Raw genomic sequence first — 14842 nt, forward strand, 5'->3', positions numbered from 1 at the left:
TGAATGTTTAAACGTTTATTAATGGTCGCACTGTTGGTGGTGGCACCGTTGGCAAATGCCGTGGATCAAACCAACCCTTATCGTCTGATGGACGATGCAGCGCAAAAAACTTTCACTCGTCTGAAAAACGAACAGCCTAAAATTAAGCAGAATCCAGATTATCTGCGCACCATCGTTCATGAAGAACTGATGCCGTTCGTGCAGATTAAATACGCCGGAGCCTTAGTGCTAGGCACTTATTACAAAAGCGCCACGCCAGCTCAGCGCGAAGCCTATTTCAACGCTTTTGGCCAATATCTGGAACAGGCCTACGGCCAGGCATTGGCTTTATATCACGGTCAAACTTACCAAATTGCGCCAGAACACCCGCTGGGTGATGCTAATATTATCGCTATCCGCGTCACCATTTTGGACCCCAATGGACGACCTCCGGTGCGTTTGGATTTCCAATGGCGTAAAAATAGTCAAACTGGTCACTGGCAAGCCTTTGACATGATTGCGGAAGGCGTCAGCATGATCAGCACCAAGCAGAATGAATGGGCATCGATTTTGCGCACTCAGGGTGTAGACGGTTTGACTAAGCAATTGTTAATCGCCGCCAAACAGCCTATTACGTTGGATCAAAAATAATTATGGCAGATGAGCTTCGCTGGGAATCCCAAGGCAGCACGCTGTGGCTGATTGGGGATCTGGATCGTGAAACCTTGCTGCCATTGTGGCAGCAGCGGAACGCTTTGCTGGCGGATAAAACTTGCCTGAATGTGGCGCAGTTACAGCGTGTTGACTCTTCAGGTTTGGCGTTGCTGGTTCATTTACGTGAAGCGTTGCATCAGCGAGGCGTCGAGCTGAAAATTTCAGGCGTCAGCGATCGTTTGGCGACGCTGATTACGTTATACAATTTACAGGAAATAATTCCAGTCACGGCGGCAACTTAGCGCGTCGCACGACCTTAGTTGAGCATAACGGCATTCTGGCCCCTGTACGTAACTTACGACACAGGGGCTTTTCTTTAGTTTAAGAGCTCGCCGTATTCATCTACTATGTTTGACTGATTATGATCCTCTGAAAATAGAATGAATATTATGGATACCAACGAAATTAAAGATGTGCTGATGAACGCATTGGCACTACAGGAAGCACACGTGACCGGCGACGGTAGTCATTTTCAGGTGATTGCTGTCGGTGAGTTATTTGCCGATATGAGCCGCGTGAAGAAACAGCAGGCTGTGTATGCGCCTTTGATGGAATACATCGCTGATAACCGCATTCATGCTTTATCGATCAAAGCTTATACGCCTCAAGAGTGGCAGCGGGATCGCAAACTTAACGGCTTTTAATGCTGTTGGCTACGGCGAACAGCGACATCGAATCTGACAACAGAGAGTAGTCAAATGGAGAAATTTCGTGTGCAGGGGCGGACTCGCCTAAGTGGTGAAGTCACTATTTCCGGCGCTAAAAACGCTGCCCTGCCAATTATGTTTGCCGCGTTGTTGGCCGAAGAACCGGTGGAATTACAGAATGTTCCTCATCTGAAGGACATCGATACCACTATTAAATTACTGAGCCAACTGGGTACTAAAATTGAGCGTAATGGCTCGATTTTTGTTGATGCCAGCGGGGTTGATGTATTCTGCGCGCCTTACGATCTGGTGAAAACCATGCGCGCCTCCATTTGGGCGTTAGGGCCTTTGGTTGCGCGTTTTGGTCGCGGTCAGGTTTCTTTACCAGGCGGCTGCGCTATCGGTGCTCGTCCGGTTGACCTGCATATCTCTGGTTTGGAACAGCTTGGCGCTGAAATCAAACTGGAAGAAGGCTACGTTAAAGCCTCCGTTGACGGTCGCCTGAAAGGCGCTCACATCGTTATGGATAAGGTCAGCGTTGGCGCGACCGTCACCATTATGAGTGCGGCGACACTGGCTGAAGGCACCACGATTATTGAAAACGCAGCCCGCGAACCGGAAATCGTCGATACTGCGAACTTCCTGAACACGTTGGGTGCAAAAATTACCGGCGCAGGCACTGACCGCATCACAATCGAAGGCGTGGCGCGTTTGGGCGGCGGCGTTTATCGCGTACTGCCGGATCGTATCGAAACCGGTACTTTCCTGGTGGCTGCGGCGATTTCTGGCGGTAAAGTTGTGTGTCGCAAAACCCGTCCGGATACTCTGGATGCGGTATTGGCGAAACTGCGTGAAGCCGGCGCGGATATTGAAGTAGGTGAGGACTGGATTAGTCTGGATATGCACGGTGAACGTCCTAAGGCCGTGACTTTGCGTACCTCGCCGCATCCAGGTTTCCCGACGGATATGCAAGCGCAGTTCAGCCTGCTGAATCTGGTTGCCGAAGGTACTGGCGTGATTACCGAAACTATCTTCGAAAACCGCTTTATGCACGTTCCGGAATTGATTCGTATGGGCGCTCGTGCAGAAATAGAAAGCAACACCGTGATTTGCCATGGCGTTAAACAGCTCTCTGGCGCGCAGGTTATGGCAACAGACCTGCGGGCTTCAGCCAGCTTGGTATTGGCGGGTTGTATCGCTGATGGCGTAACTATCGTTGACCGTATCTATCACATCGATCGCGGATACGAGCGTATTGAAGACAAACTGCGTGCGTTGGGTGCCAACATCGAACGAGTGCAAGGGGAGTAAGCTTTGCTGCGGCTTAGCTAACTGAGATTTAATCTGGCAGGTATGTAGTCATGCCAGATTTAACCGAACCCAGATATAAAAAAGCCGGTCAGGTTTCTCAACTGGCCGGCTTTTTTTGCCTGTAACTCAGATTATTTCATCCCATCAGCTGTCTGGATATTCACTGATAGTTAAGTTCAGGGTGATTTGTTCGCCATTGCGCAGAATAACCACGGGAATAGTGGTGCCAGGACGGACTTCGGCTACCTGATCCATGGTTTCTACTGCAGAGATTGCCGGTTTGTTATTCACGCTAAGGATAATATCACCGACCTGCATATTTGCCGCCGCCGCTGGGCCGTTAGGCGAAACCTGATTCACTTTAATACCGTGAATGCGCTCCAGATTAGAGGAAGCATTGCGGGTATTGGCGTGGAACGGCGGATAATCGCCGCCGGTAATGCCGATAAAGCCACGAATGACTCGCCCATCGCGAATCAGTTTTTCCATTACTTTAGTGGCTAAAACGGTAGGAATTGCGAAGCCAATGCCTTCCGGCGTTTCGCCATTGTTACTTTTATCGAAAGATAACGTATTAATTCCCACCAATTCGCCGAGAGAGTTGACCAGCGCGCCCCCCGAGTTTCCCTGATTGATCGATGCATCAGTTTGCAGGAAGTTTTGTCGACCGGATGAGCTTAAACCTATGCGTCCAGTCGCGCTGATAATGCCCTGAGTAATTGTTTGCCCTAGGTTATAAGGGTTACCTATGGCAAGAACCACATCGCCAACATGTGGGATTCTGTGGTTATTAATCGGTATAACCGGCAAATTGCCCGCATCGATTTTTAGCACGGCCAGATCGGTCATATTGTCGGAGCCAACCAGCAAGGCTTCGGACACGCGCCCATCTTGCAGAGCCACAATAATCTGCTCAGCGTTATTCACCACGTGCTTGTTGGTAAGAATATAGCCCTTGTCACTCATGATCACGCCAGAACCCAGAGTGCGAATGGCCAGACCGTCCTGAGCGGTGGCACCCATGCTGCGGTTGTACACATTGACTACCGCAGGCGCGGCTCTGCGCACCCCAAGGTTGTAGCTAACGGGAACTTCACTATCTGTGCTCTCTGCTTTTCCGGCGAACAGGTAACCGGGCGAACGCAAAACGGGCAGCGCAGCCAGTAATATACCGGCAACAATCAGCCCAATAATGGTGGATCGCAATAGCTTAATAAACATGAGGTTTAAGGCATGAAAGATAGGTGATGGCAGAATAGCATGAGTTAACCGGACACAGCATTGTGCTGTGTCCGATTTTTCTACAAATTAACGTAATAATAGATAAATGGTTTCGTTGCCGCGGATGATATTCAACGCCATCACCGCAGGTTTAGTTGCCAGCGCTTTCCGTAACTCGCTGATATCTTTAGTTTGCTGACGGTTGATACCGATGATCACATCATCTTTCTGTAACCCGGCCTGTGCAGCTGGGGAACCTTTAGCGACGTTATCGACTTTAACGCCTTTGCCTACGCCTTTAATTTCGGTGTTGCTCAAAGACGCACCCTGTAATGATGAAGACAGGGTTTCGGCGCTGGTGGAGGTCGGGTTGCTGTTTTCCAGCGTTACCGAGACTTCCAGCGGTTTGCCGTCGCGCAGTAAGCCAACTTTGATGGTTTTACCCGGCCCGGTCGTTCCGACTTTAGCGCGAAGCTCGGCGAAGCTGTTAATTGGCTTGCCATCCACAGAAACCAATACGTCACCGGCTTTAATACCGGCTTTCGCCGCAGCAGATTTCGGCATAACTTCGCTGACGAATGCGCCACGCTGCGCGTCGATATTAAAGGCTTTGGCCATGTCGGCGGTCATTTCACTGCCTTTAATACCTAAAACGCCGCGTTTGACTTCACCAAACTCAATCAGTTGCTGGCTTAGGTTTTGCGCCATATTGCTCGGAATGGCAAAGCCGATCCCGATGTTACCGCCGCCCGGAGCCAGAATGGCCGTGTTAATCCCGATAAGTTCGCCGTTCAGGTTAACCAGCGCGCCGCCGGAATTACCCCGGTTGATAGAAGCATCGGTTTGAATAAAGTTTTCCAGCCCTTCCAGATTCAGGCCACTGCGGCCCAGAGCGGAAATAATACCGGATGTTGCAGTCTGGCCTAAACCGAATGGGTTACCGACCGCAACGGCGAAATCACCAACTCGCAGATTGTCTGAATCTGCGATAGGAATCGCTTTCAGGTTTTTGGCATCCGTAATCTGTAACAGAGCAATATCGGTTTGCTCATCGCGCCCCAGCAGTTTGGCATCATATTCACGGCCATCATTCAACTGAACGCGGATTTTATCTGCATTATTGATAACGTGATTATTAGTCAGCACATAGCCTTTCTCGGCGTTAATAATCACGCCTGAGCCCAGGCCTTCAAACGGTCGGATGCTTTCTTTGCTCATCGGCGCATTCGGGCCGAAGAAGAATTTAAACTCTTCCGGTAAACGCTGTTGCTGCGCTTGAGTGCCGGTCACATGGACACTGACTACCGCTGGCAGGACTTTTTCTAACATTGGTGCAAGGCTTGGCAAAGGTTGTCCGGCGACGGCCATTGGCAAGGGGGCTGCGGTAACCGCCGGTGCAGCGGCAAGGCTAAGGCCAACGCTTATAGCTAGTGCACTAAGAAGTAATGACTTTTTTTTCATTGGATTAAACTCTCTCAATACCTAACGGTGAATGAATTAGTGATATTGCGGCATAGGCCCACTGAAAGCTAAGACCGTTGGACCGGTAAAAAATTCACTTATTTCAAAAAGCTACTGCGATTACCGCCAGAAGCGACCACGTGATATTCCATCATATAGGGATCGGGGGTCGGTGATTCAAGGAGTGGTAAGTATAGAACTGTAAAAGAAGGGTAAATTAAAGATAACCAGATAGCGCGGGGGAGTGCGCTATCTGGACAACATATTGATAGGTCAGATTAATCGCGGGTTTGATGTTCAGGACGCAGCAAACCGGACGCCCCTTCGGAATAATCGCGCGGCGGCATTTTTACCGGTGCCTGATCGTTATCCGCTTCGGATTCGGTCAAACGGTAGCGGAACGGGTTGTCCTGCATTGGTAAATCAGGCAGCAGGTTATTCGAGCTTTTCGCCATGTGCTGATACAGCTGACGATAGTCACGAGCCATATTGTCCAGCAATTCCGCACTGCGGGCGAAATGACCAACCAACTCCTGACGATATTCTTCCAGATCGGATTTGCTCTTTTCCAGTTCGTTTTGCAGCACTTGCTGCTGACGCAATTTACGATTGCCAAAGCGCATGGCTACCGCACCGATGGCGATACCAACAACTAATCCAATAAGCGCATACTCCCAGGTCATAATGACTCCTTTTTTGACTTCATTGTTCGGTAGGGCTTTTTCACTAATAATACCCACTATAACCGTTAACCTTGTCAGAGTGGAATCCTGATGCAACTTTGCCTATGGTTATCATACTTTTTCCGATGGCATTACCGTCGTTAAATGCGTCGATTACCAGATAAATCAGCATAAAAGCGCAGCGAAAAACAGATAAATATTTTATCAGGGATTGTTGAAAAACATGCAACCTAGTACACCTACAGCACGTTATCAGCAGGCTTTAGCCGCTGGAGAATATCAGCCCGACGAGGTTCAGCGTCAAGCGGTTGAGCAACTGGAACAGATTTATTTGGCTTTGTGTGAGCGGGCAAATCGGCCGACACCCACGCTGGGTCTGCGTGGTCGCCTGAGTCGTTTATTAGGAAGAAACCACGCTTTAGCGGTCACTCCCCCAGTACAGGGGTTATATATGTGGGGCGGCGTTGGGCGCGGAAAAACCTGGCTAATGGATCTGTTTTTCCACAGTTTGCCCGGCGATCGTAAGCTTCGGCTGCATTTTCATCGCTTTATGCTGCGGGTTCATCAGGAATTGGCCGAACTGCAAGGCCATGAAAATCCGCTGGAAATAATTGCCGACGGATTTAAAGCTCAAACCGATGTGTTGTGCTTTGATGAATTCTTTGTTTCGGATATCACCGACGCCATGCTGCTGGCTACGCTGCTGCAGGCTCTGTTTGCTCGCGGTATCACGTTGATTGCCACCTCTAACATACCGCCGGACAATCTCTATCAAAACGGTTTACAGCGAGCGCGCTTCATTCCCGCTATTGCCCTGATTAAAGAATATTGCGAAGTGATGAACGTCGATGCCGGTATTGATTATCGGTTACGGACACTCACGCAGGCACACTTGTATCTCACGCCGTTAAACCCGCAAACCGAACAAAATATGCGTCAGATGTTTATTAAACTGGCGGGGAAAGTGGGGGAAGAAAAGCCGGTTTTGGAGATTAATCATCGCCCGCTGGCAGCTATTAGCGCTGCTGATGGCGTGCTGGCGGTAGATTTCCATACATTATGTGAAGAAGCTCGCAGTCAGTTGGATTACATAGCGCTGTCCCGCGAGTATCACACGGTATTACTTCACAATTTGCGCCTGATGACGGCAAAGGAAGAAAATGCTGCACGCCGGTTTTTAGCGTTGGTTGATGAGTTTTACGAACGTCGAGTGAAGTTAATTATCTCTGCAGAAGCATCGATGTTTGAAATTTATCAGGGGGAACGCTTAAAATTCGAGTATCAACGCTGTTTATCGCGCCTACAAGAGATGCAGAGCGAAGAGTACCTTAAACTGCCTCATCTGCCGTAAAACGTCAGGTTGCAGTATATTGACGTCGTTGCTCGCACATTGCTGGTTAAACATGCTATTCTGCGCCAGGGCGATCGTTGATCGCCCGATTGAACACCTGTAATTTTATGCTTCTCACGCCAAAAACAGTTCGATCTTTGCAACCGACTTCTCTATAATCTTGCGACCCCACGTTACAATAAAGTTTTTTTCCCAAAAACTTTATAGTGCCAGCATAGGCTATTCGAAGGGGTAGGTTTGCTGGACTTGATGGTCGTGTGAGCCTCAACTGTTGATTTGAGCGTTTGGGTGTTCACCAACGTGTAACTTATAATTGGGTAAGCTTTTAATGAAAACTTTCACAGCTAAACCAGAAACCGTAAAACGCGACTGGTATGTTGTTGACGCGAACGGTAAGACCTTAGGTCGCCTCGCTACTGAACTGGCTCGTCGCCTGCGCGGCAAGCATAAAGCGGAATACACCCCGCACGTTGATACTGGTGATTACATCATCGTTCTGAACGCAGATAAAGTTGCTGTAACCGGCAACAAGCGTACAGACAAGATTTATTACCATCACACCGGTCACATCGGTGGTATCAAACAAGCGACCTTTGAAGAGATGATTGCCCGCCGTCCTGAGCGTGTGATTGAAATCGCGGTTAAAGGCATGCTGCCGAAGGGCCCGCTGGGTCGTGCAATGTTCCGTAAACTGAAAGTTTACGCGGGCACTGAGCACACCCATGCGGCACAGCAACCGCAAGTTCTGGACATTTAATCGGGATTATGGCAATGGCTGAAAATCAATACTACGGCACTGGTCGCCGCAAAAGTTCTTCCGCACGCGTCTTTATTAAGCCGGGTAGCGGTAACATCGTTATTAACCAACGTAGCATCGAACAGTACTTCGGTCGCGAGACTGGCCGCATGGTCGTTATGCAGCCTCTGGTACTGTTAGATATGGTTGGTAAGTTTGACCTGTACATCACTGTTAAAGGTGGTGGTATTTCTGGTCAGGCTGGCGCTATCCGTCACGGTATCACCCGTGCACTGATGGAGTATGACGAGTCTCTGCGTGGTGAACTGCGTAAAGCTGGCTTCGTAACGCGTGATGCGCGTGAAGTTGAGCGTAAGAAAGTGGGTCTGCGTAAAGCACGTCGTCGTCCACAGTTCTCCAAACGTTAATTTTTTGCCTTTACGGCATCATATTAATGCTAAAAACCCGGTGCCTCACCGGGTTTTTTTATGCCTAAAATTCGAGTAATCCCTATTGGGGGCTGCGATTATGCGGTCTAAACTGCGAGTCGTCAGACAAATCACCATGAAATCACTGCACCATCCCCACAAAACAAGCAAAATCTGGTAAACTATCACACACTTTTGTGCCTGTTCGCCGAGCTGCTGACGTCCGTTTATCTCCCTGGCTGAATGATTATCTCGACCAAGGCTTATTAACGGCGTATTGGTCGAGACAGTGAACTGGCGGTAAAACTACTCAGGATAGCAACCGTTGTGTTGGCTATTCGCACTGTTTTCTAGATAAACTTGGAGGTTTTCATGGCTGTCGCTGCCAACAAACGTTCGGTAATGACGCTGTTCTCTGGCCCGACCGACATTTTTAGCCATCAAGTACGTATCGTACTGGCGGAGAAAGGTGTCAGCGTTGAGATTGAGCAGGTTGAGATGGATAACCTGCCGCAGGACCTGATTGACCTCAACCCGTACCAAACGGTACCTACGCTGGTCGATCGCGAGCTGACTCTGTATGAATCCCGTATCATCATGGAATACCTTGATGAGCGCTTCCCGCATCCTCCATTAATGCCTGTGTATCCGGTTGCCCGTGGTGAAAGCCGTTTGATGATGCTGCGTATCGAGAAAAACTGGTATTCACTGATGTACAAAATCGAGCAAAAAACCGGTCAGGAAGCAGAATCAGCCCGTCGCCAGCTGCGCGAAGAGCTGTTGGCCATTGCTCCAATCTTTGGTCAGACGCCTTATTTCATGAGCGAAGAATTTAGCTTGGTTGACTGTTACCTGGCACCGCTGCTGTGGCGTTTACCTGAACTGGGTATTGAGCTGAGCGGCGCTGGTTCAAAAGAATTGAAAGGCTACATGACTCGCGTGTTCGAACGTGATGCATTCCTGGCCTCGCTGACTGAACCTGAGCGCGAAATGCGTTTGCGCATTCAAGGTTAATGGTTATGGAGATGTCAGATATGTCTCCGCGCCGTCCTTACCTGCTGCGCGCATTTTATGATTGGCTGATTGATAACGAGCTTACACCGCATCTAGTGGTAGATGTGACGCTGCCCGACGTAGAGGTTCCAATGGAATTTGCCCGTGATGGTCAAATTGTATTGAATGTCGCGCCGCGGGCGGTGGGTAATCTGGAACTGGGTAATGAAGATGTCCGTTTCAATGCCCGTTTTGGCGGTGTACCTCGTCAGGTTGTTGTACCTATGGGCGCAGTTCTGGCTATTTATGCCAGAGAAAACGGCGCGGGTACGATGTTTGAACCTGAAGCGGCTTATGATGCCGACGCAGAAGGTTATTTTGCCGAGATGGATGACCAGAACGAAGAAAACGCGCCGAGCGAAAGCCTGGTGCTGGTCACCGATGAGACTCAGGCAAAGCTGGACAGCAGCAAACCGGATGATGAGCCTCCGCAGCCTCCACGGGGTGGACGGCCTGCATTACGGGTTGTGAAATAATAATCCGAGTGTTCTGCGTATTATTATAGGGCGGCTTAGGCCGCCCTTGTTGTTTCTGGCTCAAAAGCCGATCGTTAAGACAGCTTCTGCAATTCGGCGATGCAACTATCCCGCGTGGTCATCATATCGCTATTTCTGATAGTCGATAGAGTTCTGGAAGCCCGTTGTTTGAAGTTGATTTTGGCGGTGCTATCTGTTGCATCAGTCGGAGCAGTACAGACGTCGGACAAAGTTAACGAATGGCTATCGCCTACTGCCTTCAAGACCGCCGCTGGATTATAAATCAGGGCTGAAGACAGTGCTGATTTAACGCCTTGCGCAAATTTCTGATTCCCACCTTCTACTAGCTTCGGCGCCATCGCAATCCAGTTATCATCACCCAGCTTGATATTATTTTCTACCGCCGACAGTTGCCCGGATTTAGCCAGTTCTGCTACTACCGCTTTGGCTCCTCGTGCTTCAATGTTGTAGCCTACTTCCTGATAATTCAGTGACATAGCCAGAGAACTGAAACTGGTGACCAGTAAACCACCGGCGAGTAATAGCAAAGGGGTTTTCATCATCGATATCCTTGATCAAAATAACGGGTTGTAACTATAACAAATTAAAATAATTTATTTGTTCAATAGCTAACCTGTGCCAATATCTGCGCTTACACGAAGATAAGTCAGTCATTATAGCTATTTATGTATAGATCGCGATGAATATAGTTGACTTGATTGTTACAATTTTTTTATTTTTCTACCCTATTCATTTGATAATATTATTAATTTTTATTTCCCATCCGAATCATGCTGGTAATTATTTTTAAATACATAACAAAAACCCATGTTTAATTTCATGATACAAATTTTATTTATATGTATTACATTGTGTTTCATTGCTTATATTTATATAGTAAATATTTTAGTGCAGAATATTCTTAATTAAAGCTTGCTGCGGTTAATTAATTGAAATTGTCATTAAGTAGTGAGTTAATGATGTGGCTACGTTGAAATGATATTATTTATTTAAATATTAAAACGCAAAGCATCCATTGTTAACTTTGATGAGATCTAGTATGGATATTTATATGATTAATATCTATCAATGTCATTAATTGGAATGCAAGGAGTGATAATGCGCATTTAAAAGGAACTTATAATATGACTGGATATTCTCCCATGCGCGAAAATAATAGATTTATTACTCACTCTATTCATTACTTTTTATTTTATTTCGTGTTATTAGGTTTGAATCAGAAAAGTTGGGCAAATACCCCGTCTTTATCAGGAGTCGTTACAGGTAGCGCGGCTATTTTACAAGATAATGAACAACTATTGTCCCAAGAAACAACGAGGGTGCAGCAGAAACCAGTCATTGACCAACGCGAAAAATCCAATTCGAAAAGCGACACGGGGCAAATGCTGCGAGTGGCAACGCTAGGTGTGAAATCTTTACCGGAGCGCTATCGGGAACAAGTAAATACGCTATTAGCCGCGCGACAGAATCAGAATATGAGCTTATCCCAGCTACAGGCTATTCCATTGGAAATAGAAAGGATAATGCGCAAAAGTGGCGACCTTCTTAGTTTTGCTTATTTGCCAGAACAAGATATTACTGAAGGTCATGTTTATATTCAGGTGGTGCAAGGGCAGTTAGAGAAAATTCATCTACACAACAATCAATCTAACGTGCGCGATAGTTTGATAAATAAATTCCTACAGGCAGGGAATAAGCAACCTGAAGATATTAGTCAAATGGAAAGCGCGCTGCTGCGCTTAGGGGATCAGCCAGGAATCGGGCCATTAACTTCAATATTATCACCGGGTGAACAGGTAGGGAGCTCGCAGCTGAGCGTGAGCGTGGCATCAGAGCCAGTGATTAGCGGACGTTTGATGATGGATAATCATGGGGGGCGTTATTCCGGCCGCATCCGGACTTTTGCTCGAATGACCATTAATAACCCAACAGGATCGGCGGATCGCTTACAGGGAATGGTGCTCTATGTTCCTCAGTTCCTGCAAAATAAAGATTCCAATGATGCCAAAACTATCCTGGGCAATATTGCCTATGATTTACCCTTAGGTTATCAAGGCGCACGGGGCGGTATTTCTTATAGTCGGGTTGAGTCGCAGCCGGGGGGAAGATTTACCGGTTTTATCGACAGTAATGCTGATGTGCTCTCGATTTATAGCTCTTGGCCGGTTATCCGTACTGCGGGCAATAATTTATCTCTGGGTGTACAGGGGGATTATAAGTGGATGAGGGATAAAATATTGACCTTCATTTCTCACCGTGAGCAAGACTCTATAAGTTTGAGTCTCAATGGGGACTTTCGTCACCGATGGTTTGGACAACCTAATATTTTTAACTATCGTGCAGGATTAACTCGTGGAAAGTTAAGGGATGCGCAGCAAGATAATCCTAACCGTGGGGAATTTTGGAAGTGGGAAGCCCAGGGTATGGGATTACAGCGACTCAACGATTATTTTGGCGCTAGTCTGCGTGCCTCCGGGCAATTTAGTCATCAGAATATGGACGGCGTGGAAAAAATGGCGCTAGGTGGTCCATCGATTGTCCGAGCTTATGATGTGAATACGATTAGCGTAGACCGAGGTTTTTCCCTATCCCCAGCATTACGCCTGGATCTAACTACGTTATATCCTGGAATCAGTACTCATGCTTTCTATGATTACGCCCAAGGCTCTTTACTGGCAAATAAAGGAATCGGTCAATCTAATCATGTTTTATTACAAGGTTATGGAGCAGGGCTGACTTATCAGCACGATCGAGGAAACATTGATATTACTTATGCCAGACGGGCTGGCGCAGTAGATAATTTACTTGGCGCTACCGATCGTGGCCGATGGTGGTTAACCGGTTCGATTAATTTCTAATAATAATTTCATAATAACCATGTTTTCACTTAAATCATATTTTTATGAATAAATTGGTTGTGTTATTTATTTTTAATTATCATCTGAGTTGACATTTATTTTTATATAAACATCTTACGCGATTATTTCGCGGGGCTATCTCTAATCAGGGATAGATATTGCTGCATATAAAGGAGTTATCATGAAAAGTAATAGAATAGCCAAACCTCTAGCCGTTTGTATTAGCTTTATATTAAGTGGCCAAGTTTATGCATTAGGCGTTGGGGAAGTCACTGCGGGTAATGCAATTATTGGTGAAAAAAGCCCTGAGAATACTACTATTATTACGCAGAATAGTGACAGAGCGGTAATTGATTGGACTAACTTCGGTATAGCACCAGGTGAAACCGTTAAGTTTGAACAACCTAATACTAATTCCGCTGTTTTAAATCGGGTTCACGAACAATTTGAAACTTACATTCAAGGTAATTTATTGTCTAACGGACAGGTTTTCGTCGTTAATCCGCGCGGCGTTACCATTACCGACGGTGCCAAAATTGATGTAGGTAGCTTGGTTCTGTCTAGCTTGAATTCCACTAATGATAATTTTATGGCTACACCTGGTGGAAATATCGCATTTTCTGGGGACGCTCGTGGTGGCTTGGTTGTTAACCTGGGAAAAATCACAGCGAAAGATAATGTTGTGATGATGGGAGCTGCTGTTGGTAATGAAGGCGTTATTGATTCAGGAAATGAAGTGTTATTGGCTGCTGGCGATGACATGACACTATCAGTTGGAGATAGTGGCATGTCGGTAAAAGTTGATACAGCATCTTGGAATAATCAAGATAAAAGGCACGCATTCTCAAATATTAGATTAATACCGGAAGCGCCATATGCGCGGTATTCCGTGGTAAATAGAAATGTGATTAATGCTGGTGTCGTAGAAAGTAATAATGGTCGAATTAAATTGATTGGCGAGAGTGTTGAGCATTTGGCGGGAAGTTTGAATAGCCCTAATGGGACTATTGATCTTAATTCGGGTATTTCAACTAATATTAAAAGCATGATCAATGCAAAAGATGTTGTATTAAATAGCGAGGGTAGCGTAGTACAAAGCAGTAACGCAGGGGCAGAAATTATAGCGAAAACTATCACTGTAGGTAATGAAATGACGAAAGGAGGTGATTATTATTTAGAGAACCATTTCAATAAAACCGATACCTTAAAAGGTGTTGTAAATTCTGCATCTAGCGGTTTTGTAGCAAACGCTGACAGCGGCATCAACTCGGTTAAATATCGTAGTGGTTCCAGAAATCCACTGCTTGTTAAAGATATTAGAGCTGAGCAAGATATTACCATGAAGACTTTTGGTAAGTTAAATGCCACTGCTCTTGAGGCCAACGGAACAATAAATTTAGCACCAGTCGATAATTTAGTCACAGAAGGTTCTATTTCTGGAGGCAATGTTTATCTGGCTAGTATGTCTGGCGATATCTCTACCAACGGCCTAAGTGCTAGACAGAAGGTCATTATGAGTGCTGGAAAAAGTATTACCAAAACCAGGAGTGATGCCTCGGTGAATGCTACAAATATTAAGATGACAGCAAAAGAAAACATAACATTAGGTGAGCTCAATTTTGCAGAACATGCGATTGTTAAGGCAAAAGAAATGACATTTGAGCGTATTCAAGGTTCAGATAATCGTGAAATAGAGTTATTAGCAGAAGATAGAGTGAATATCGGTGAGCGTATGATTGGTGGTAAGGCCTATTTCTCAGGTATTTTCAATGGTTCACTTAGTTTATTACCGATTCCGGGTAAAAGGACCGAAATTCTACATATCTCTGAGAAAGTCAGCCCTTCAGACGATCAGGGTAAAATCATTTTTCCCAAGGATTAGTTACCTGATTCGGTGAGCTGA

At 46.5% G+C, this 14842-nt stretch carries 15 protein-coding genes; 11 read left to right on the forward strand and 4 right to left on the reverse strand.

From position 1 onward, the window contains the following. The first annotated feature begins 3 nt into the window (after positions 1–3). From mlaC to murA, 4 genes are all read left to right on the forward strand, one after another. The gene (gene mlaC / locus ACQ4OC_RS09125; protein WP_064515348.1) at positions 4–630 is read left to right on the forward strand and encodes a phospholipid-binding protein MlaC; all 627 of its coding nucleotides are present in this window, start codon (positions 4–6) and stop codon (positions 628–630) included. A 2-nt stretch (positions 631–632) separates the two neighbouring features. Continuing rightward, positions 633–935 carry a lipid asymmetry maintenance protein MlaB gene (gene mlaB, locus ACQ4OC_RS09130; protein ID WP_064515346.1) on the forward strand — a complete coding sequence of 101 codons (303 nt, stop codon included), beginning with the start codon at positions 633–635 and terminating at the stop codon, positions 933–935. Positions 936–1082: 147 nt separating this feature from the next. Beyond that, on the forward strand, positions 1083–1337 hold the full coding sequence (gene ibaG / locus ACQ4OC_RS09135; RefSeq protein WP_025381593.1) for a BolA family iron metabolism protein IbaG: 255 nt from the start codon (positions 1083–1085) through the stop codon (positions 1335–1337). 54 nt (positions 1338–1391) lie between these two features. Then, positions 1392–2651: a UDP-N-acetylglucosamine 1-carboxyvinyltransferase gene (murA, locus tag ACQ4OC_RS09140; protein ID WP_064515344.1), complete on the forward strand. Its 1260-nt coding sequence runs from the start codon at positions 1392–1394 to the stop codon at positions 2649–2651. Positions 2652–2795: 144 nt separating this feature from the next. Here murA and degS read toward each other — a convergent pair whose 3' ends face one another. From degS to zapG, 3 genes are all read right to left on the reverse strand, one after another. Beyond that, positions 2796–3872, reverse strand: a complete 1077-nt coding sequence (gene degS, locus ACQ4OC_RS09145; protein WP_064515342.1) for an outer membrane-stress sensor serine endopeptidase DegS — start codon at positions 3870–3872, stop codon at positions 2796–2798. An 87-nt stretch (positions 3873–3959) separates the two neighbouring features. After that, entirely contained in the window at positions 3960–5333 is a 1374-nt protein-coding gene (gene degQ / locus ACQ4OC_RS09150) for a serine endoprotease DegQ (RefSeq protein ID WP_120805669.1), read from the reverse strand. 278 nt (positions 5334–5611) lie between these two features. Further along, on the reverse strand, positions 5612–6016 hold the full coding sequence (gene zapG, locus ACQ4OC_RS09155) for a Z-ring associated protein ZapG (protein ID WP_049597883.1): 405 nt from the start codon (positions 6014–6016) through the stop codon (positions 5612–5614). Positions 6017–6239: 223 nt separating this feature from the next. On the opposite strand from zapG, the gene zapE reads away from it, so the two are divergent. The 5 genes from zapE (at position 6240) to sspB (ending at position 10060) form a co-directional block, all read left to right on the forward strand. Then, a complete protein-coding gene (gene zapE, locus ACQ4OC_RS09160; protein WP_064515338.1) occupies positions 6240–7367 on the forward strand; it encodes a cell division protein ZapE in 1128 nt (375 codons plus the stop codon). 328 nt (positions 7368–7695) lie between these two features. Next, positions 7696–8124 carry a 50S ribosomal protein L13 gene (gene rplM, locus ACQ4OC_RS09165; RefSeq protein ID WP_049597880.1) on the forward strand — a complete coding sequence of 143 codons (429 nt, stop codon included), beginning with the start codon at positions 7696–7698 and terminating at the stop codon, positions 8122–8124. A 14-nt stretch (positions 8125–8138) separates the two neighbouring features. Then, a complete protein-coding gene (gene rpsI / locus ACQ4OC_RS09170) occupies positions 8139–8531 on the forward strand; it encodes a 30S ribosomal protein S9 (RefSeq protein WP_038241165.1) in 393 nt (130 codons plus the stop codon). Between the two features lie 372 nt (positions 8532–8903). Further along, positions 8904–9545, forward strand: a complete 642-nt coding sequence (gene sspA, locus ACQ4OC_RS09175; protein WP_049597875.1) for a stringent starvation protein SspA — start codon at positions 8904–8906, stop codon at positions 9543–9545. Positions 9546–9550: 5 nt separating this feature from the next. Further along, positions 9551–10060: a ClpXP protease specificity-enhancing factor gene (gene sspB, locus ACQ4OC_RS09180; protein ID WP_064515336.1), complete on the forward strand. Its 510-nt coding sequence runs from the start codon at positions 9551–9553 to the stop codon at positions 10058–10060. Positions 10061–10134: 74 nt separating this feature from the next. Here sspB and ACQ4OC_RS09185 read toward each other — a convergent pair whose 3' ends face one another. Further along, positions 10135–10620, reverse strand: a complete 486-nt coding sequence (locus ACQ4OC_RS09185; protein WP_064515334.1) for a hypothetical protein — start codon at positions 10618–10620, stop codon at positions 10135–10137. 780 nt (positions 10621–11400) lie between these two features. Between ACQ4OC_RS09185 and ACQ4OC_RS09190 the strand changes: the two genes are divergently transcribed. Both ACQ4OC_RS09190 and ACQ4OC_RS09195 read left to right on the forward strand, forming a co-directional pair. Further along, positions 11401–12939 (forward strand): ShlB/FhaC/HecB family hemolysin secretion/activation protein, encoded by a 1539-nt coding sequence (locus ACQ4OC_RS09190; RefSeq protein WP_158513761.1) that lies wholly within the window; start codon positions 11401–11403, stop codon positions 12937–12939. A 181-nt stretch (positions 12940–13120) separates the two neighbouring features. After that, complete coding sequence (locus ACQ4OC_RS09195; protein ID WP_430971112.1) at positions 13121–14821, forward strand: filamentous hemagglutinin N-terminal domain-containing protein; 1701 nt, start codon at positions 13121–13123, stop codon at positions 14819–14821. Positions 14822–14842: the final 21 nt, after the last annotated feature.

Origin of the sequence: Yersinia sp. J1 (genome assembly GCF_050586585.1) — a bacterium.
Classification (GTDB): domain Bacteria; phylum Pseudomonadota; class Gammaproteobacteria; order Enterobacterales; family Enterobacteriaceae; genus Yersinia; species Yersinia entomophaga.